Here is a 17,650-nt window from a genome sequence, read left to right on the forward strand (position 1 = left end):
TGTCTCCTTGCTCCTACCTTCTACGCCTTCTTTGCTCTGGCGCTCACCGGAGCCTCGCCACGCTGCTGGCGGTGCCGCCGGCCTTGGCGTCGAACGCCACCGCGAGGACACCCCGGTCGCCCGGCACGGTGATCCTGGAGGTGCCGGCCCTCTTGACCGAGACCTCCCGGCGGCCGAGGATCCCGTCGTCCCAGACATAGGCGTACGCGGTGCCCGGTCCGGTCGCGGTCAGCTTGAACGTCACCGATGAGCCGGTGACCTTCGGTCTACCCGTGATGCGGGCCGTGTCGGATCGCGGTGCGGCCGGCCCGGCGGCCAGCGGGACGCCGGTCTCGGCCGCCTGGATGATCGACTCTGGCGAGTTCACGCTGAGGGCCACGTCGGTCGGCATCACCGGCGGCGGCGCCTCGGTCGGCTGGTCGGCCGGCGGCGTGTACCCGGGGAGTACGGTCTGGCCCCAGCGGTAGGGATCGCCCTGGACGCCACCCCAGGTCGACCAGCCGATCCGGGTCTGACCGGTCTTGTCCTGGGTGTCGGAGTCGTACACGAAGATGTTCAGCCCGAGGTGCGCCGGGTCGACCGCGGCCGGCAGGTCCGCGAACGGGATCTTCGCCTCGACGGTGTAGCCGGTGTAGGGCTGCGACATCGTCGAGGCCACCTGCATCCCCGGCGCCGTCTCGGCGCCCGGACCCTGATGGTTGTCGGCATCGCGTTCGAAGCAGGGCTTCCCGTCGCCCATGACCGGGAAGATCCCGGTCTTGAACGTCGTCGAGGTGTTCTCCGAGCCGCCGCGCGGGTCGATGGCGATCTCGACCGAGTCGGTGCGCCAGTGCCGCTTGCAGTCGTCGGCCCCGAGCACCGTGCCGAGGGTGTCGTCACGCATCTTGACCAGGACATAGAGGGCGTCGGAGGTCCACGTCACCTTGCCCGTGGCCGAGCAGTCGGCGGCCGAGGCGCACGCCGTGCCCTCCCACAGCCGGGACAGGTCGAGTTCGGGACCCGGGTACTCGCCGGAGCCCTCGGCGCCGTCCACGGCCGGTGCCGTACCGGCCTTGGCGAGGCTCGCCACCGGCACGAGGTTCAGCGCGGCCTTCCGCACGTCGGGCGCGCCGCCGGACGAGTTCGTCGTGGTGATCGTGTAGTCGTGGTCACCACCGACCCCACCCTGGTTGGAAGTGGGCAGGGACGTGTCGGTGTTGGTCACCGAGAAGGTGACCGATCCCTTCGCTCCGGCCGCGAGCTGGTACGGCCTGCTCGCCGGGTCAGCGGCGAAGCCCGCGGGAAGGGTGGGGGTGACCGTTCCCGACTGGGCGGTGGACGTCTGGTTGGCCAGGTCGACGCGGATCTCACGGGTCTTGCCCGAACCGAGCGGCAGGACGTGCTTCACCCGTCCGGTCAGCGCCGAAACGCCGGTCTCGGCCGCCCATGAGTTGAAGTCCTCGACGCGGGGGAGCGGCTGCTGCTCCGCGGTGACGGCCGGCTCGATCTCCACCGCCTCGGCGGTCTGGCCGGAGCCGTGCGCGGTGGTGAGTGCGGCGGTCAGCCGTACCCGGCCGTACGAGGCGTTCTGCGGCGGGGTGACCGTGAAGACCGCCGTCCGCTCCCGTGACCCGACCGTCCCGAGCTCGCCCGAGCCCTTGACCTGCCAGCCCGCCGGTACCGAGAGCGCGGCCTTGGCGTGGCGGAGCGTCTTGGGCGAGCTCGCATGTGCCGTCACCTTGACGGCCTGGCCGCCCGCGACGCCGAACGCGTCGGTCGTCAGGTAGAACTCGGCGCCGAGTGGCAGGCCGCCCTGGGCGGGCGTGAGCGCGCCCTCGAGCATCGCCGTGGGACCGCGCCCGCTCAACGTGTACGGCACCCGGCTGTCGATCTGGGTGAAGAAGTCACAGCCGATCTGGTTCGGGTCGCTCGGCTGGTCGGGGAAACCGCCCCAGCCCTGGCTCACGTAGGTCCGCTGGGCCTCGCGTTCGACCTGGGCCCAGGTCTTGCCGCCATTGGCCGGGGAGGCGCGACCGCCCCAGACCCCGGCGACGACCGCGGCGGGGTCGGCCGGAGTGAAGCCGGTGGCGCACGACGGGCCGAGCGGCCCGGTCGCGCCGCCGGTGTTGAACAGCCGCCCGGCCCGCCACGGCCGCAGGCCCTCCTTGCTGATCTGGTCGGGGAAGGCGCTGGAGTCGGCGGCCAGCAGGTAGGCCTCGGTGGCCAGCCGCCCCGCCTCCTGGTGGTTGCCGTGCTGACCCGGAACCGGGGCGGGTTCCATGGTCACGATGACCTTGGGCCGGGTCTCGCGGACCACCCGGACGACCTTCTCCAGTGACTTCTGGTGGTCCCAGACCTCGGCGGTCAGCGGTTCGCTGACGGTGTAATAGAAGTCGACCTTGTCGAGATAGTGGATGTCCTCGATCCCGGCCTTGCCGACGGCACGGCGCTCCTCGTTCTCGCGGAGCAGGCCCAGCGCCGGTCCCTCCTCGGTGCCCGCCGCGTTGCCGCCGCCCTCACCTCGGGTGATCGTGACCACGCCGGTGCGCACGTGGTCGAACTCCTTCCACTGTCCGTACGTCGACAGGCCACCGGCCTCGTCGTCGGGGTGGGCGCCGACGAACAGCACGTCCAGCGCGCCCTTGGCAGGTGAGCCGCCGGTGTGCGTTGCTTCGGCATGTGGCGCGCCGGAGCGCGGGGCGGCCGTCTGCGCCTGCGCGGGGAGCGCGGCGAGGCCGGCTCCCACGAGCAGCGCGGACAGCATGACGGGTAGGGCCAGTCTTCGCATCGACTCTCCTGTTTCGGTCGTTACTCCTTGATTGCCCCCGAGAGCATCCCCGCGATGAAATGCCGCTGAAGAAAGACATAGACGATCACCACCGGGGCGGCGACGATGAGCGCGCCGGCCATGAGCAGCGGATAGTCGGTCTGGTGCTGTCCCTGGAAGAACGACAGGCCGAGCGGCGCCGTCCGAAGCCCCTCGTCGGAGTTGATGATCACCAGCGCGAGCAGGAACTCGTTCCACGTCCACATGGCGGTCAGGACCACCATGGTGAGGATCGCCGGCCGGCCCACGGGCACGAGGATCCGCCACAGCGTTGACCAGCTCGACGCCCCGTCCATGCGGGCCGCCTCGATCAGCGAGCGGGGCACGCTGCGGAAATAGGCGCGCATCCAGAAGGTGCCGAACGCCACCGACTGCGCGATCTGCGGCAGCATCAGCCCGGGCAGGGTGTTGTCGAGGTGCAGGCTGCGCAGGTCGAAGTAGAGCGGGACCACGACGGTCTCACTGGGGATCATCAGCCCGGCGAGGAACAGGTAGAACAGCGCGTTGGCGCCGGGGAAGTCCATGGTCCCGAGCGCGTAGCCCGACATGATCGACAGCACGGTGGCGACGAGGACCACGCCGACGGCGACGGCGAGGCTGTTGCGCATGTACGTGCCGAAGTGCCCCTGCCGCCAGGCCTCCCCGAAGGTGGACAGGTCGAGGTCGGGCAGGTGCAGCGCCTGCGCCGCCACGGCCACCAGCGGGAACAGGGCGAACACGGAAAACACGCTCAGGACCGTGTAGTTGAAGATCCGTTCCGTACGGCCGCTCGTCATGGCCGGCCCTCCACCAGCCGGCCGACCCCCACCGTGACGGCGAAGGCGAGCACGGCGATCATGACCCCGATGGCGCAGGCGAGCCCCACCTCACCGGTGTTGAACGTTCGGTTGTACACCTCGTACGCGGGCACCTTGGTGGCGTCGCCGGGTCCGCCGCTGGTGGTCAGATAGATCAGGTCGAAGTTCCGCAGCGCCGCGATCGTCGTCAGGGTGAACGCCACCGACAGCTCGCGGCGGAGCGCGGGGAGCGTCACCGCGAAGAACTCCCGCAGGGGGCCGGCGCCGTCCACGCGCGCGGCCTCGTACAGCTCCTGGGGGATCTTCTGCACGCCGGCCGCGAACAGCACCATGGCGAGGCCGATCTCGACCCAGGTGCCGACGAGGCCGACCGACGGCAGCGCGAACGTGAAGTCGCCCAGCCACCCGCGGGACCAGTCGGGCAGGCCCAGGCCGTGGAGGAACCGCAGGACCCCGTTGATCGGCCCGTTCTCGGAGTACACCCACTGCCAGCCCACCGCGACCGCCACCATCGCCACGACCTGGGGCAGGAACATCACCGTGCGGAAGAACGTCAGGCCGCGGATCTTCGTACGCGACATCGCCGCGACGAGCACGAACGCGATGCAGCAGGGCAGCACCGCATAGAAGATCACCAGGATGAGGGCGTGCAGGAACGCGCCGCGCAGGACGGGATCGGTGAAGGCCTGCCGGTAGTTGGCCAGCCCGGCCCAGGTGCCGGTGCTGAGGCCGTCCCAGTGGAACAGCGAGATCCACGCACCGTGCAGCAGCGGCCAGAGCAGGAAGGCGGCATAGATCACCAGCGCCGGCAGGACGTACAGCCAGCCGATCCGCCGGGGTTCTCCCGGCCCTCCGCGGCGCGTTCTGGTCACTTCTTCTTCAGGAAGTCGGCGTAGTCCTTCTGGGCCTTCTCGAGCGCCTCCTGCGGTGTGGCCTTGCCGCCGATCAGCTCCTGCAACGCGCCGCCGAGGACGTCGGGGAAGGTCGGCGTGGCGTTGTCGAGGTACGGAGTGAGGCCGTCGCTCTGGCTGACCGCGTCCCAGGCCGCGAAGATCTCCTTCTGCAGCGCCGACTCGGGCTGCTTCGTCGGGGGCTTCAGCGCGGGGAGCAGACCCTGCTCGGTCGCGATGTCCATGGACTCGGGCGAGGTGATGAAGTTGACGTAGGCGGCGGCCACGTCCGGGTGCTTGGACTTCGAGGTGATCGAGAACGGCAGGCTCTGGCCGCCCATCGTCACCGAGGCTCCGCCGGCCTGCGCGGGCGGCGGCAGCATGAAGCCGACCTTGTCGCCCATCGCCTTCTCGAGATCGACGGCGAACCACGTGCCGCCGATCAGGAACACGCCCTGGCCCTTGCCGAAGTTGACCGGCGAGTCGTCGTACTTCACGGAGTTGGCGTTCTTGGTGAGGTATCCCTGCTTGACCCAGTCGGACAGCTTCTGCGCCGCCTGGACGTTGGGTCCGTCGGTCCAGGACCCGCCACGGCCGAAGAACAGGTTGCGCACCGCGTCCTTGCCGGCGATCTGGTCCTGGATCACGCCGAAGTCATGGATCGCCGGGAACTTGTCCAGGTTGCCGAAGGCGATCGGCAGCTCGCCCTTGCCCTTGGCGGTGGCGAGGGCGCTCTCGAACTCGGCCCAGGTCTTCGGCTGCTGGATGCCCAGCTCGGACAGCTTGGACTTGTTGTAGTAGACGCCGACGATCTCACCCTGGAGCGAGACGCCGTACAGGCTGCCGGAGCCCAGCGTCCGGCCGTCGGTGGTGACGCTGTTGGTCTCGATCAGCCCCTTGGGGAACCGCTTGCGCCAGCCGTACACGCTGTCGTAGGCGTCGAGCGGCAGCAGCATGCCGGCCTTCACGAAGGCGCCCATGACGGCGTAGCCCTGGTTGGTCTCGACGACGTCGGGCGGGCTGTCGCCGGACAGCGCCAGGCGGAGGGTCTTCTGCAGGTCGGGGAACGATCGCGCGACCCTCTTGATCGTGACGTTGGGGTACTTCTGCTGGAACGCGGTGTTCAGCTTCTCCATCTGCTCGTTCTGGCCGCCGCGGACCTCCTGGTCCCAGACGGTCAGCGTGACGTTCCCGGCCTTGGCGATGTCGGTGTTGACGGCCGCGGGCGTCTTCGCCGCCGGTCCGGCGTCGTTGCCCGAGCCCGGCGCACAGGCGGTGGCGAGAGTGGCGAGCACCGCCACCCCGAGCGCCGCCCCTCGCCTGATCAGTTTCGGCATGTCGTACGGCTCCTTCTGGTCGATTCACCCGGTCCCGCGGCGTGACCCGTGGTCGGTCGCGCGAACAACTGCATGATCACGGCGGGGGAGTGAACTGGGGGAGATGGGCGGCGTGCGCCGTGAGGCCATCGTGGAGGATCTTCTCGGCGGTGCGCATGCTCGTGATGAAGGGGTGGGCCATGAGGGCCCGCAGGGCGATGCGTTCGTCACCGGTCGCGGCGGCGTCCGCGGCCAGCCGTTCGTACTCGTGGATCGCGTGGGTGAGGCCGCGCACGGCACGCGGGAGCTCGCCCATGACCAGGGGCGTCGGGCCCTGGCGGCCGACGACCGACGGCACCTCGACGATCGCGTCCGGCTCCAGCGACGCGACGGCGCCCTGGTTGCGGGTGTTGACGATGAACCGGCGCCGTTCGTCGCGGGCGATGGCGCAGATGACGTCGACGGCGAACTCGCCGTGCTCGCCGCCACCGCGGTCGCGGCTCGGGTCCGGATCGTCCTTGCCCGCCTCGGCGGCGACCTGTGCGTAGTAGCCGGGCAGCATGGCCATGATGTCCTGCGCCCGGGTGGTTCCGCCGTCCCGGAGCCCCGCCACGACCTCGTCGTGGAAGAAGTAGTACTTCGAGTAGGAGTTGACCAGCAGTCCGAGCGCCTTGCCCGCCTCGGCCATCCGGGCCGGATCGCGGTGCGGCGTCGCCTCTCCCTGCGCCGCCGAGCCGGCCAGCCGGTCGGCGATGTCGATCTCTTCGCCGTTCAGCCGGACTCGCTCGGCCCAGGTGCCGTGGTTGGTGCCGATCCAGTCGATCTCCAGCCCCTCGACCGGCAGCCCGAGCAGCTCCGCCCACGTCTCGGTGTCGCCGACCCACTGGTCGCAGAGCCCGATGATCTTGGCGTCGGAGTAGCGGGCCACCGCGTCGGTGACGACGTTGGTGGGGTTGGTGTAGTTGAGGATCCACGCGTCCGGCGCGACCTCGGCGAGCGTGCGGGCGATCTCGAGCAGCACCGGTACCGACCGGCAGGCCATGAGGAATCCGCCGGGGCCCACGGTCTCCTGGCCGACGACGCCGTACTTCAGCGGGATCGACTCGTCCAGGTGCCTGGCGGCGAGCCCGCCGGGGCGGAACGTGGTGAACACGAAGTCGACACCGTCGAGCGCGCGCTTGAGCTCGGTCGTCGAGGTCACCGTGAACTCGGCGCCCCGGGCGGCGAACATGTTGCGAGCCAGCCGGGTCATGACCTCGAGGTGGCCCGCGTCGAGATCGTAGAAGACCAGTTCGGCGCCGGCGAGGTCGTCGGCTCTGTGCAGCAGGCCGCGGATGACCCCCGGCATGTACCCGCTGCCGGCGCCGATGACGGCGATGCGGATCGTCATCGCCCGCGTCATTGGTCTCCTCGCAGGGTGGGCTCGGCCCGGGTGATGGCGTTCTCGGCGGCCTCGGGGATGAAGGGCACGACGAAGGCGTACTCCTCCAGGCGCGAGTCCGGCACCTCGCCCGACTCGCCGAACGACGCGATCTCTCCCCAGCAGGGCGAGCCCAGTGAGCCGCTGTAGTGCCGCACCGACAGACCCGCGCACAGGTTCGCGAACTTCAGCCGCTCGTGCAGCGGCAGCCCGGCGAGGGTGCCGAAGACGAAACCGGCGGCGAAGACGTCGCCCGCGCCGGTGGGGTCGAGCGCCTCGACCGGCAGCGCGTCGATCTCGGCCCGCTCGCCGGTGATCGAGTCCAGGGCGATGGCGCCGCGCGCGCCGCGCTTGACCACGACCAGCGGCACCCGGCGCGCGAGGGACTCGAGCGCTTCCTCCGGGGAGGTCGACCTCGTGTAGGCCATCGCCTCGACCGCGTTGGGCAGGAAGACGTCGACGTGCTCCAGCCGGTCGAGCACCTCGGTCGACCAGGTCTCCGCGGGGTCCCAGCCCACGTCGGCGAAGACCTTGGCGCCCGCCCGGCGCATCGTCGTGGCCCACTCCGGCACCGGCCGGTCGATGTCGACGAAGCAGGTGCGGGCCCACGGAGCGGTCGGGAAGAGCTCGCGAGCCGACGCCGGCGTCGGCTTGGTGTAGGTGATCATGCTTCGGTCCGAGTCGTACGCCAGCGAGACCGTCACCGGCGTGGGCCAGCCGGGGACTCGGCGGGACCGGCTGAGGTCGACGCCCTCCTGTTCGGACAGGGTCCGCCAGAGGTACGACCCGAACATGTCGTCACCGAAGCTGGCGGCGAGGCCGACTCTCAGCCCGAGCCGGCTCATGGCGACGGCGATGTTGGCGATGCCGCCCGGTGCCGAGCCGAGACCGTCGGTGACCAGCTCCGTGCCGGGCGGCGGCAGGCCCGGCAGCCCGGTGAAGATCATGTCCATGAAGACCTGGCCGGTGAGGAAGACGTCGAGTTCGGCGCCGTCGTCGTCGCCGTGGAGCCGCTCGCCCACGACCTTCCGCTCCGCACAGGGATCGCCGGTGAACGGCTCAGGCGGCCGGCCCGGTGGGGAGGGCTCTTCGGCCGGTGGGGGTGGTGTTGCGGGCTGCGCGGACCCTGCTCCGTTCAGAGTGACCGTCATTGGGCATCTCCCGGTGGGGCATGGTGATCGTCCGGTTGAGACGTTACTTATCACAGGGCGATATTTGTCACGTTCCAAAGGTAGCTGTGACCATATCTTGTCCAACATCCGCATTTGACCACATGTCATGTGACGTACAGCCATAATCCGGGCTGAGTCAGGGATGCCCCAGGTCAGACACGTTTCGGGTCGTGCTGAAGGGGGGAGGGCGGCTACAGGGAGGCGTATCCGACCCAAACCTGATCACTGAGTCCCGCCGGGGACGGCCGAGGCCCAGTGGGAGTACCGGACGGCTCGCCAGGGCGAGCGGCCTTCGTGAATTCAACCGTAATTGGGCATGGCCTACCGGCGACCACGCTGTTCAGCCTCCGCGCCTTCCCAGGGTGGGTCCGCCCTGACGGTGACCGAGCCGATATGGCGAGCCCCGTAGACGATCCGGGCCTCGCAGCGCCATGGCCCTGCGGCCGTGCGGTCGAGGCCTCTGTCCGACCGCCTTGCGCGGGCACCGAGGAGGACATGATGAAGGCAGTCGTTTACCACGGACCTCGCGACGTACGGGTGGAACAGGTCCCCGATCCGGGCATCGAGGCGCCGTCCGATGTCATCGTCAAGATCACAACCACCAACATCTGCGGTTCCGACCTGCACATGTACGAGGGCCGCACGACCATGGAGCCGGGCCGGGTGCTGGGGCACGAGAACCTGGGCGAGGTCATCGAGACCGGCGACGCGGTCGAACGACTGCACGTCGGCGACCGGGTCTGCATGCCCTTCAACATCGGCTGTGGCTACTGCAAGAACTGCGAATGCGGGCTGACCGCCTACTGTCTCACGCACAACCCCGACGGCTTCGGCGCCGCCTACGGCTTCGCCGGCATGGGCCCCTACAGCGGCGGGCAGGCGGAGTATCTGCGGGTGCCGCACGCCGACTTCAACTGCCTGAGGCTTCCTGAGGGCAGGCAGAAGGAGACGGACTACGTCATGGTCGCGGACATCTTCCCCACCGGCTACCACGCCACGCAGCTAGCGGGGGTGCAGCCGGGTGAGTCCATCGTGATCTTCGGTGCCGGCCCGGTCGGCCTCATGGCCGCCTACTCGGCGGTCATCAAGGGCGCGGACAAGGTGATGGTGGTCGACCGGCACCCCGATCGGCTCCGGCTGGTCGAGGAGATCGGCGGCATCCCGATCGATGACGCCAAGGCCCCGCCCGTGGAACAGGTCCTCGACCTGACCGGGGGCCGGGGCGCCGACCGGGGCTGCGAGTGCGTCGGCTACCAGGCGCACGACCCCGAAGGCGCCGAACAACCCAACATGACCCTGAACAGTCTCGTGCGCTCGGTGCGATCCACGGGAGTGTTCGGCGTGGTGGGCGTCTTCGTGCCGGAGGACCCGGGCGCGCCCGACGAACTCTCCGAGCACGGTCAGATCGTGTTCGACTACGGCCTCTTCTGGGCCAAGGGACAGGGCATGGGGACCGGCCAGTGCAACGTGAAGGCCTACAACCGCCACCTGCGTGACCTGATCGCCGACGACAAGGCCCGGCCTTCTTTCGTGGTCTCCCACGAGCTGCCGCTGGACGAGGCCCCCGAGGGCTACCGGCACTTCGACGCTCGCGACGCGGGCTGGACGAAGGTGGTCCTGCACCCCTGAACGCCTGAATGCGGGGTGAGCAGTCAGCTCTAGGCGCCGTGCCGAGGGGCCCGCCCGGCCCCTTGGCCGGCCGGCGGGATCCGAACGGCGATCTCCCCGCTGAGCCCGGTACCACCGGACAGGTCGAGGTCGTCACCGCTCCAGAACCGGCCGGGGTCGTACCAGTTGGGCCGCCGGTCCCCGGGCAGCAGGCCCATGGACTGATAGGCGACCGCGACGACCTCGGCGCAGAAGGCGGTCTCGAGGTCGCCGTCCCTGGCCCGCCGCCTGATCGGCATGCGCCCGCGCGCCCACCGCGTGGCGAGCCGTGCGGTGGACGGGAAGGGCGTGCCGTCGAGGCGGGCGATCGTGCGCAGGACCGAGTTCTCCATCTCCCGGGACACCGGGCGGTCGAGCTGGCGCAGCCACGCTCGCTGGCCGTACCTGTTGGCCCAGACGAGCACCGCCTCGCGCAGGTCGTGCAGTTGGGCTCCACGCTGATGGGTGCCTGACCACAGGTCCGGCAGCGACCGGCCGAGTTCGGCGTGCCACATCAACGGCGGCAGATCGTCGATGACGACGGACATGCCGACGTGGTTGACCGGGCTGTTGGTCGTCATCTGGATGGCGCGGTCGGCCGCCGTCCGGCCGCGGAACAGCCAGACATCACCGGTGCGGGTCAGGTCGAGAGCCTCGTCGAGGGTGATGCTGCTTTCGGCCATGGCCCGTAGCCTAGGCGGATGCGATGGTGGAAGGTCATGGGACTGGCTGGGTTCGTCGGCGTCGCCGCGACCGGAGTGGTGATCGCGCGGGCCGAGCGTCGCCGCCGGGCGTACACGCCCGATCAGATCAGGGAGCGTCTGCACTCCCGCCTCGACGAGGCGACGACCGAGCAGCCGGCCGGAGACTCCTCCGGCTCCTGAATTTCGGTTTGCCCAATTCACTGGTTTCTGCAGTTACAGCGCGCCTGTGAGAATCTCGCGAATTCGCGTGACTCCACCGTGATTTTCTGTGCTGAATATCACGTTGACGGATTCGATTCTCACCGAGAGTGAGCGCCCTGTGTCAGGTGCGGCACGGGCGTGAGCATGCTCCTTCCGGTCCTTCGGCCTGTTCCGCTGGGAACCGCGCAGGTCGGACGGCCTGGTGCGGGTCGCCGCGCGACGTCTCGCCAGTCGGCGGTCATATCAGGCAAAGCGCCCGTATGCCCTATGACCCTAATGAACAGCGACAAACGCCTACAGAATTATGGTCACCTCAAGTAGTTAATAGGGCTTTATGACGGGCCGTGGATATGCCAATCTGTTTGCCCTATCCAGGCCGACGCGCGTACCGATAGCCGGAGAAAAGCACCGAGAAGGGGTTTTGTGTCGATGTGCCTCCGCAGGAGTCGGGCCCTATGACCCGGGAAAGCCTGCGCCTGCGTGTGGCGCGCTGGCTGGAACCGTCCGTCGGGCAGGCCCCGCCCACCATCGAGCCGGTGCGCCCCTCCGACCCAGGGTTCGGCGACCCGCGGTCTGCCGACCCAGGGTCGGCCGGCCCGCGGTCTCTCCCCGCGCAGCCCGTGAACGCATGGCCGGAGATCTGCGACCGGTACGCCCTGCACTTGCTCGGCCTCGCCGAACAGCTGCGCCCGGCGATGGACTCGCTGGAAGGGGACGAGGAGGATCCGGACCGTCTGCAGCTGCTCTATCAGGTCGATCACGCCGTCACCCGGATGCGCCGGGCCGCCCGGGACATGCGGATCCTCGTCGGCCGCGAGGACCCGCAGATGAACGGCTACACCTCCTCTCTCGTCGACGTGCTCAGGGTCGCGGAGTCCTCCATCGAGCTGTACAGCCAGGTCTCCATCGGGAAGATGGTGGATCTCGCCGTGGTGGCGTACGCGGCCGAAGACGTCGCGTCGCTGCTCGCCGCACTGCTCGACAACGCGACACGGTATTCGCCGTCCACCGTCACGGTCAGCGCGCATCTGCTCGACAACGGCGGCGTCATGCTGCGGGTCGAGGACACCGGCATCGGCATCGCCCCCGAGCATCTCGCGGTGCTGAACGCCGTGCTGGCCGGGCCGGTGCCCGAGGTCGACGAGCGCACCGGCACGCACACCGGTTTCCCGCTGGTGCACCGGCTGGCCGGAAAGCACGGCCTCGGCGTTCGCCTCGCCTGCCGTACGCGGTCCGGCCCGAACGGTTCCGGCGGCACGATAGCGATGGTCGCCATCCCGGCCGATCTCCTGTGCGAGATCCCTGACGAGGCCCCCGCCATGGGGCGCGAGGCCGGGCCGGCCCCGGCGCCGCGACCGGTCTCGTACGGTGCGCCCGAGACCGGCGCGGGCACGCGAGGCCACGGTGAGCCGGCCCGCCTCACCGTCGCCGGCGGGGCCGCCTCCGCGCCCGCCGGGCCGAACAGGGCCGGATCGCCGGCCGCATCACCGGCGGTGTCTCCCGGCGCTCTTCCCCGCCGGGAGCGTACGAGCCTGCGCGGCGTCGCGAAGCCGGCACCGGCTTCGGGCCCGTCCGCCGCCGCGCCCGAAGCCTCCGCCGCTCGCCGCTCCTTCGCCGAGGACCTGAGCGCGTTCGCTGCGGGTGGCGCTGCGGGTGGCGCGGCGGGTGACGAGCCGGATGACGAGGCGGGCGGCATCGCCCCCGAACCGGCCGGTGAGCCGGTCGACGGCGGGCTGGACGCGGCGGACGGCCGGAGCGTCGTGTTCCGGGGCGCGAAGCGCTCTGCCGAGGACGGCGCGGACGGCGAGGACGGCCCGGTGGGCCCGGAAGATCAGGTGCGAGGATGACCGTCGGCGGTGCAGCGGTTCAGCCGCGCGAACCACAGGACTTCGGCTGGTTGATGAACAACTTCGCCGCGTCGACGCCGGGGGTGACCCACGCCCTGATCGTCTCCTCTGACGGGCTGCCGCTCATCGGCTCCAGCGGAGTGGCCGCGGACGTGGCCGACCCTCTGGCCGCGATGACCAGCGGCATGATCAGCCTGGGGCACAGCATCGCCGGACTGGTCGGCGAAGGCGGCTGTGACCAGGTGATGTTGAAGTTCGCGAGCGGGCACTTCCTGTTCATGGCCATCGGCAGCCTCGCCGGGCTCGCGGTCCTCGTCCAGGAGGGCGCCAATCTCGGGGTGGTCGCACACCGCATGGCGCAGCTCGTGGACAGCGTCGGGCACGTGCTCACCCCCCGCATGCGCGACGATCTGCGCCGCCTGTCCGCCGGACACGGCGTGTCATGACCGTACGGCGACCCGAAGCGAGAGAGCGACCATGACGGGCAACCCCTGGGTGCGGCCCTACGTGCTGACCGGCGGACGGACACGCACGCGGCAACACCTGTTCGTGCACACCTTGATATCGGTGCGGCACTATGACCCATCGTTCGCGGCGCGTCTGCACCCGGAGGCCCGGTCGCTGTACGAGCGGGCCCGCACGTCGACCGAGTCGGTCGCTGAACTGTCCGCGCACTGCGGTGTCCCCCTCGGCGTCACGCGGGTGCTGCTGGGCGACCTGGCCGCCGCGAACTGGGTGCGCGTCCTTCCGGAGAACTACGCCTCTCCGTACGACCCGAGTCTCCTGAAGAGAGTCATCCATGGCCTACGCCAGCTCGCCTGACGGCCCGCCGCCGCGGCTCACCTCGGTCAAGCTCGTCGTCGCGGGCGGCTTCGGCGTCGGCAAGACCACGTTCGTCGGCGCGGTGTCGGAGATCCCGCCGGTCAACACCGAGGCGTGGATGACGCAGGCCGGCAAGACGGTGGACCCGGTGAACCCGAGTGACACCAAGACCACGACGACCGTCGCCATGGACTTCGGCCGGATCACCCTCGCGAGCGACCTGGTGCTGTACCTCTTCGGCACTCCCGGCCAGCCCAGGTTCTGGCCGATGTGGGACGACCTGTGCCGAGGGGCGAGCGGCGCGCTCGTCCTGGTCGACACCCGGCGGCTCGACGTGTCGTTCGCGGCCGTGAACTACTTCGAGAACGACTCCGACGTTCCGTTCATCGTCGCCGTCAACCTGTTCGACGGCCTGCAGACCCATCACCTGGGCGACGTGCGCGACGCGCTCCGGCTCCCCGAGCATGTCCCGCTGACCACGTGCGACGCACGTGACAGGGGGTCTGTGGTGCAGTCGCTCACCGCCGCCCTGACCTACACGATGCAGCGCACCTCCGCCGGCGAGCAAGGCGCGCTGGCCAGATAACCGGCTCTCAGCAGGAGGTAACGATGCGAAAGATCCTTATCGTGGGCGCCGGTCAGGGCGGACTTCAACTCGGGTTGAGCCTGCTCGGCGTGGGCTACGACGTGACGATCATGTCTGCGCGCACCCCCGAGGAGATCCGGGCCGGTCGCGTCACGTCGACGCAGTGCATGTTCTGGCCGAGCCTGCAGATCGAGCGCGATCTCGGGCTGAACCTCTGGGAGGACCTGGGGCCCAAGATCGTGGCGCAGGGTCTCACGGTGGCCGCCTCGCCGGGGACGGCCGCGTTCGACTTCATCGGGCCGTGGGACGACTTCGCCCAGTCGATCGATCAGCGGGTCAAGATGGCGGGCTGGCTGGAACTCTTCGAGTCCAGGGGCGGCAAGGTCATCTACCACGGGGTGATGACCTCCGACCTGGCCGGTCTGGCGAGCCTCTACGAGCTGACGATCATCGCCGCGGGCAAGGGCGAACTGGTCGAGCTCTTCGACCGTGACGCCTCGAGATCACCGTACGACCGCCCGCAGCGCATGCTGTCGGCCATTTACGTCCACGGCATGACGCCGGTGCCCGAGCATCCCGAGCCGTACGTGCGGATCACCGCCTTCCCCGGCATCGGGGAACTGTTCTACATGCCCGGTTACACCACCACCGGGGCGTGCGGCATTCTGCTGTGGGAGGCCGTGCCCGGTGGGCCGCTGGACTGCTGGGACGACCGGCCGGGTCCCCAGGAGCACCTCGACCGCACGCTGCGGATGATGCGCGAGTACGCGCCGTGGGAGTACGCCAACTGCGTCGACGCGGTGCCGACGGACGCGCGGTGCACTCTGGTGGGCGGATACGCCCCGGTGGTCCGGCACCCGGTCGGCCGGCTGTCCGCGACCGAACTCGTCCTCGGCATGGCCGACGTCGTCGTCGCCAACGACCCGGTGACCGGCCAGGGCGCGAACAACGCGGCCCACTGCGCCGCCATCTACCACGAGTCGATCGTCGGCCACGGCGACCGGCCGTTCGACGCCGACTGGATGCAGCGCACCTTCGATGACTACTGGGCGTACGCGGGACACGTGACCGCCTACACCAACATGATGCTGGGGCCGCTGCCCGAGCATGTGCAGCGCGTCCTGGGGACGGCCGCCCAGAACCCGGTCGTCGCACACCGGTTCGCCTACGGATACGCCAATCCCACCGACTTCCAGAACTGGCTCATGGACGCCGAGAAGGCCGACGCCTACCTGAGATCGGTGACTCCCGGGGCGTAGGCGCCGAGGTCAGCGGACGGCGCCGGGGGCATCGGAGCCGGCGGCGTCAGGCTCCGGGGCCGTCAGGGTCGGGGAGATCGGCGTCGTGCACGAGCAGGGCCACCTGCACCCGGTTGTTCAGCTCCAGCTTGGTGAGCAACCGGGACACGTACGCCTTCACCGTCGCGATGCTGATCATCAGCTCGGCGCTGATCTGGCCGTTGGTCCTTCCCTGGCCGACGAGCCCGGCCACGGCGCGCTCACCGTCGCTCAGCCGGGCCAGCGACGCCCTGGCCCGGGCGCGCCGCGGGTCGACCTTGGCCGCCGCCACATAGGACATCATCTGCCGCATCACCGTCGGCGACAGCATGGGCTCGCCCGCGGCGACCTGGCGGATCGCCCGTACGATCTCGGGCGGCGGGGTGTGCTTGAGCAGAAAGCCGCTGGCGCCCACGCGCAGCGCCCGCAGCACATGGTCGTCGGAGTCGAACGTGGTCAAGATGATGACCTCCGGAGGGTCCCGCCGCGAGCGCAGCAACTCGGTGGCGGCGAGACCGTCCATCCGCGGCATCCGGATGTCCATGAGCACCACATCGGGCCTGTGCTCGTTCACCGCGCCGATGACCTCGGCGCCGTCGGCGACCTCGGCCACGACCGAGACGTCGGGGGAGCCGGCGAGCATCATCGACAGGCCGGCCCGTACGAGCGCGTCGTCGTCGACGACCAGGACGCGGATCGGAGAGCTCATCCCCACCACGGTAGTCATGCCACAGGGCGGAGGCCATCGGCCATGTGGCCAGAGATCGTCGACCATCGTCTATCGGCCCGGTCCGTGGCGCCGGCCCGCCGACCCGGGCGGCCGCGCCGCCCCTCCTACGGGGGGTCGGCCGACGGAACACGGTCGCAGGGGCGCGCTCCGGCCGGAGCACGCCCCTGCGCTGCGCTTCGCGCTTGTCCCGGTTGTTATTTCTTCACCATCATCCCGCCGGGAATATCGCACCGGTTCACGCCGTCCGTGATCCAGACGGGGTGCTGCCCGGGCGCCTGGGAGACTCGGAACGACATTCGGACATGGCCGTTCTTGTTGATGCGATGCGGGGCGGCGACCTTCTGCCCCTCTATCCAGAGTTGGGCGTTCTTCTTCGGCCGTAGTCCGGTGCCGAGCGCCTGTATCTCTGTGCCCTTTCGGACGTGGTTCGGCGCCTTCAGCGAACAGGCCATGGTCTTGGCGGCCGAATGCCCGTGCTCGCCGACGGCGGTGCGATCGGCGTGTTCGTCAGGCCATACGATGCCGGCGCTCGGCGATGCTGTGAGCGCGAGCGTCGCCGGCACGGTGAGAAGCGTGAATATCGTGAGTCTGGTGCTGAGCGCTGGATGTGCCATTTCTTCTTCCTTCGGCTAGACCAGTGAACCGGCCACTTCTATGGAGAAGTCGGGCATTTAGGATATGCCTCACGTGAAAACCTTGAACCTCTTTCTCTGGCGACCCGCGCGGAACTCAATAGCGGCGTCTCCACTCTTGAATTCGGCGGCATGCGCCGTCAAGGAGCGGGGTCCCAGGGGTTAAGCGCTTATTGCACTTATTTGATGAGGCGCCGACACACGCTCAGCCGCGCGGGCGGACCTGTCCGTCCGCCACGACGAGCCCCGCCTGCGGGCCGCCTTCGCCACAGTTCGGGCCGTTCGGGAAGGCGCCCTCGGGGGTCACCGTCAGACGCCGGTGCAGGAGCCGTCCGCCCGAGGAGTCGCGCAGCACCAAGGTGACCTCGACCGGCTTCTTCGGCAGGCCGGGAGCGGCGCCGAAGCCATGCTGGCCACCGGTCCGCTCGGCCGCGACCCCGCATGTATCCTCTGGGCGGTCTCCCGCGCAACTCTGGCGCCCGGCCCTGGTGGACGGGCTGAGATGGATCACCGGGGTATGACACACCCCGTCCCAGCAGATCTTCATCGTCGCACTCGCCACCTTGGCGGCGAAGGGCGGTTCGATCTCCAGTCCGACCCCTACCGGAGTGCCGACCGCGGTGCACTCCATGCCCGACCCGGTCAGGGACCCGCAGGCGGTGAGGGCGCTCACCGTGGCGACGACGGCCATGACCTTCGCGCGGCGATGCATACGACATAGACGCACGAGTCTCTCCGGCGGTTCGCGACGCGGGCCGGCAGGTGCGTACCGGCCGGGCCGGGCTCGCCGACCCGAGTCCACA

Annotated in this window: 17 protein-coding genes; 7 read left to right on the forward strand and 10 right to left on the reverse strand. The window is 69.7% G+C overall.

From position 1 onward, the window contains the following. Nucleotides 1–43: 43 nt before the first annotated feature. From HKK72_RS18125 to HKK72_RS18150, 6 genes are all read right to left on the reverse strand, one after another. Nucleotides 44–2,767 carry a sugar-binding protein gene (locus HKK72_RS18125; protein ID WP_187235564.1) on the reverse strand — a complete coding sequence of 908 codons (2,724 nt, stop codon included), beginning with the start codon at nucleotides 2,765–2,767 and terminating at the stop codon, nucleotides 44–46. 20 nt (nucleotides 2,768–2,787) lie between these two features. Beyond that, the gene (locus HKK72_RS18130) at nucleotides 2,788–3,582 is read right to left on the reverse strand and encodes a carbohydrate ABC transporter permease (protein WP_187235565.1); all 795 of its coding nucleotides are present in this window, start codon (nucleotides 3,580–3,582) and stop codon (nucleotides 2,788–2,790) included. Next, nucleotides 3,579–4,475 carry a carbohydrate ABC transporter permease gene (locus tag HKK72_RS18135; protein ID WP_187235566.1) on the reverse strand — a complete coding sequence of 299 codons (897 nt, stop codon included), beginning with the start codon at nucleotides 4,473–4,475 and terminating at the stop codon, nucleotides 3,579–3,581. Before HKK72_RS18135 ends, HKK72_RS18130 begins: the two co-directional genes overlap by 4 nt. Next, nucleotides 4,472–5,830, reverse strand: coding sequence for an extracellular solute-binding protein (locus HKK72_RS18140; RefSeq protein WP_187235567.1), 1,359 nt, complete (start codon nucleotides 5,828–5,830; stop codon nucleotides 4,472–4,474). The genes HKK72_RS18135 and HKK72_RS18140 overlap by 4 nt, the downstream gene beginning before the upstream one ends. 76 nt (nucleotides 5,831–5,906) lie before the next feature. Then, nucleotides 5,907–7,211 carry a glycoside hydrolase family 4 gene (locus tag HKK72_RS18145; RefSeq protein ID WP_261986941.1) on the reverse strand — a complete coding sequence of 435 codons (1,305 nt, stop codon included), beginning with the start codon at nucleotides 7,209–7,211 and terminating at the stop codon, nucleotides 5,907–5,909. Next, nucleotides 7,208–8,380: a carbohydrate kinase family protein gene (locus tag HKK72_RS18150; RefSeq protein ID WP_187235568.1), complete on the reverse strand. Its 1,173-nt coding sequence runs from the start codon at nucleotides 8,378–8,380 to the stop codon at nucleotides 7,208–7,210. Before HKK72_RS18150 ends, HKK72_RS18145 begins: the two co-directional genes overlap by 4 nt. 519 nt (nucleotides 8,381–8,899) lie before the next feature. On the opposite strand from HKK72_RS18150, the gene HKK72_RS18155 reads away from it, so the two are divergent. Continuing rightward, nucleotides 8,900–10,030, forward strand: coding sequence for a glutathione-independent formaldehyde dehydrogenase (locus tag HKK72_RS18155; RefSeq protein ID WP_187235569.1), 1,131 nt, complete (start codon nucleotides 8,900–8,902; stop codon nucleotides 10,028–10,030). Nucleotides 10,031–10,059: 29 nt separating this feature from the next. Here the strand turns inward: HKK72_RS18155 and HKK72_RS18160 are convergent, their stop codons facing one another. Beyond that, complete coding sequence (locus HKK72_RS18160; RefSeq protein ID WP_187235570.1) at nucleotides 10,060–10,731, reverse strand: hypothetical protein; 672 nt, start codon at nucleotides 10,729–10,731, stop codon at nucleotides 10,060–10,062. An 18-nt stretch (nucleotides 10,732–10,749) separates the two neighbouring features. Between HKK72_RS18160 and HKK72_RS18165 the strand changes: the two genes are divergently transcribed. The 6 genes from HKK72_RS18165 to HKK72_RS18190 all read left to right on the forward strand — a co-directional run bounded on the left by HKK72_RS18165 (nucleotide 10,750) and on the right by HKK72_RS18190 (nucleotide 15,467). Then, complete coding sequence (locus HKK72_RS18165; protein ID WP_187235571.1) at nucleotides 10,750–10,932, forward strand: hypothetical protein; 183 nt, start codon at nucleotides 10,750–10,752, stop codon at nucleotides 10,930–10,932. 476 nt (nucleotides 10,933–11,408) lie between these two features. Beyond that, nucleotides 11,409–12,800 carry an ATP-binding protein gene (locus tag HKK72_RS18170; RefSeq protein WP_187235572.1) on the forward strand — a complete coding sequence of 464 codons (1,392 nt, stop codon included), beginning with the start codon at nucleotides 11,409–11,411 and terminating at the stop codon, nucleotides 12,798–12,800. Continuing rightward, on the forward strand, nucleotides 12,797–13,246 hold the full coding sequence (locus tag HKK72_RS18175; RefSeq protein ID WP_187235573.1) for a roadblock/LC7 domain-containing protein: 450 nt from the start codon (nucleotides 12,797–12,799) through the stop codon (nucleotides 13,244–13,246). Before HKK72_RS18170 ends, HKK72_RS18175 begins: the two co-directional genes overlap by 4 nt. A 31-nt stretch (nucleotides 13,247–13,277) precedes the next feature. Further along, nucleotides 13,278–13,622 (forward strand): DUF742 domain-containing protein, encoded by a 345-nt coding sequence (locus HKK72_RS18180; RefSeq protein WP_187235574.1) that lies wholly within the window; start codon nucleotides 13,278–13,280, stop codon nucleotides 13,620–13,622. Beyond that, nucleotides 13,600–14,208: a GTP-binding protein gene (locus HKK72_RS18185; RefSeq protein WP_187235575.1), complete on the forward strand. Its 609-nt coding sequence runs from the start codon at nucleotides 13,600–13,602 to the stop codon at nucleotides 14,206–14,208. Before HKK72_RS18180 ends, HKK72_RS18185 begins: the two co-directional genes overlap by 23 nt. Nucleotides 14,209–14,231: 23 nt before the next feature. Beyond that, nucleotides 14,232–15,467 carry a styrene monooxygenase/indole monooxygenase family protein gene (locus tag HKK72_RS18190; RefSeq protein WP_187235576.1) on the forward strand — a complete coding sequence of 412 codons (1,236 nt, stop codon included), beginning with the start codon at nucleotides 14,232–14,234 and terminating at the stop codon, nucleotides 15,465–15,467. 46 nt (nucleotides 15,468–15,513) lie between these two features. Here HKK72_RS18190 and HKK72_RS18195 read toward each other — a convergent pair whose 3' ends face one another. From HKK72_RS18195 to HKK72_RS18205, 3 genes are all read right to left on the reverse strand, one after another. Continuing rightward, nucleotides 15,514–16,194: a response regulator transcription factor gene (locus HKK72_RS18195; protein ID WP_187235577.1), complete on the reverse strand. Its 681-nt coding sequence runs from the start codon at nucleotides 16,192–16,194 to the stop codon at nucleotides 15,514–15,516. Between the two features lie 215 nt (nucleotides 16,195–16,409). Then, nucleotides 16,410–16,778 (reverse strand): hypothetical protein, encoded by a 369-nt coding sequence (locus HKK72_RS18200; RefSeq protein WP_187235578.1) that lies wholly within the window; start codon nucleotides 16,776–16,778, stop codon nucleotides 16,410–16,412. A 274-nt stretch (nucleotides 16,779–17,052) separates the two neighbouring features. Further along, entirely contained in the window at nucleotides 17,053–17,538 is a 486-nt protein-coding gene (locus tag HKK72_RS18205; RefSeq protein WP_187235579.1) for a hypothetical protein, read from the reverse strand. Between the last annotated feature and the right edge of the window lie 112 nt (nucleotides 17,539–17,650).

This window comes from Actinomadura sp. HBU206391 (assembly GCF_014323665.1).
In the GTDB taxonomy this organism is placed as follows: domain Bacteria; phylum Actinomycetota; class Actinomycetes; order Streptosporangiales; family Streptosporangiaceae; genus Actinomadura_C.

Coding starts and splice junctions, on each gene's coding strand:
- HKK72_RS18185 (WP_187235575.1), top strand. CDS start 13,600: ATGGCCTACGCCAGCTCGCCTGACGGCCCGCCGCCGCGGCTCACCTCG.
- HKK72_RS18130 (WP_187235565.1), bottom strand. CDS start 3,582: ATGACGAGCGGCCGTACGGAACGGATCTTCAACTACACGGTCCTGAGC.
- HKK72_RS18195 (WP_187235577.1), bottom strand. CDS start 16,194: ATGAGCTCTCCGATCCGCGTCCTGGTCGTCGACGACGACGCGCTCGTA.
- HKK72_RS18175 (WP_187235573.1), top strand. CDS start 12,797: ATGACCGTCGGCGGTGCAGCGGTTCAGCCGCGCGAACCACAGGACTTC.
- HKK72_RS18165 (WP_187235571.1), top strand. CDS start 10,750: ATGCGATGGTGGAAGGTCATGGGACTGGCTGGGTTCGTCGGCGTCGCC.
- HKK72_RS18155 (WP_187235569.1), top strand. CDS start 8,900: ATGAAGGCAGTCGTTTACCACGGACCTCGCGACGTACGGGTGGAACAG.
- HKK72_RS18160 (WP_187235570.1), bottom strand. CDS start 10,731: ATGGCCGAAAGCAGCATCACCCTCGACGAGGCTCTCGACCTGACCCGC.
- HKK72_RS18205 (WP_187235579.1), bottom strand. CDS start 17,538: ATGGCCGTCGTCGCCACGGTGAGCGCCCTCACCGCCTGCGGGTCCCTG.
- HKK72_RS18140 (WP_187235567.1), bottom strand. CDS start 5,830: ATGCCGAAACTGATCAGGCGAGGGGCGGCGCTCGGGGTGGCGGTGCTC.
- HKK72_RS18150 (WP_187235568.1), bottom strand. CDS start 8,380: ATGACGGTCACTCTGAACGGAGCAGGGTCCGCGCAGCCCGCAACACCA.
- HKK72_RS18170 (WP_187235572.1), top strand. CDS start 11,409: ATGACCCGGGAAAGCCTGCGCCTGCGTGTGGCGCGCTGGCTGGAACCG.
- HKK72_RS18180 (WP_187235574.1), top strand. CDS start 13,278: ATGACGGGCAACCCCTGGGTGCGGCCCTACGTGCTGACCGGCGGACGG.
- HKK72_RS18190 (WP_187235576.1), top strand. CDS start 14,232: ATGCGAAAGATCCTTATCGTGGGCGCCGGTCAGGGCGGACTTCAACTC.
- HKK72_RS18125 (WP_187235564.1), bottom strand. CDS start 2,767: ATGCGAAGACTGGCCCTACCCGTCATGCTGTCCGCGCTGCTCGTGGGA.
- HKK72_RS18145 (WP_261986941.1), bottom strand. CDS start 7,211: ATGACGCGGGCGATGACGATCCGCATCGCCGTCATCGGCGCCGGCAGC.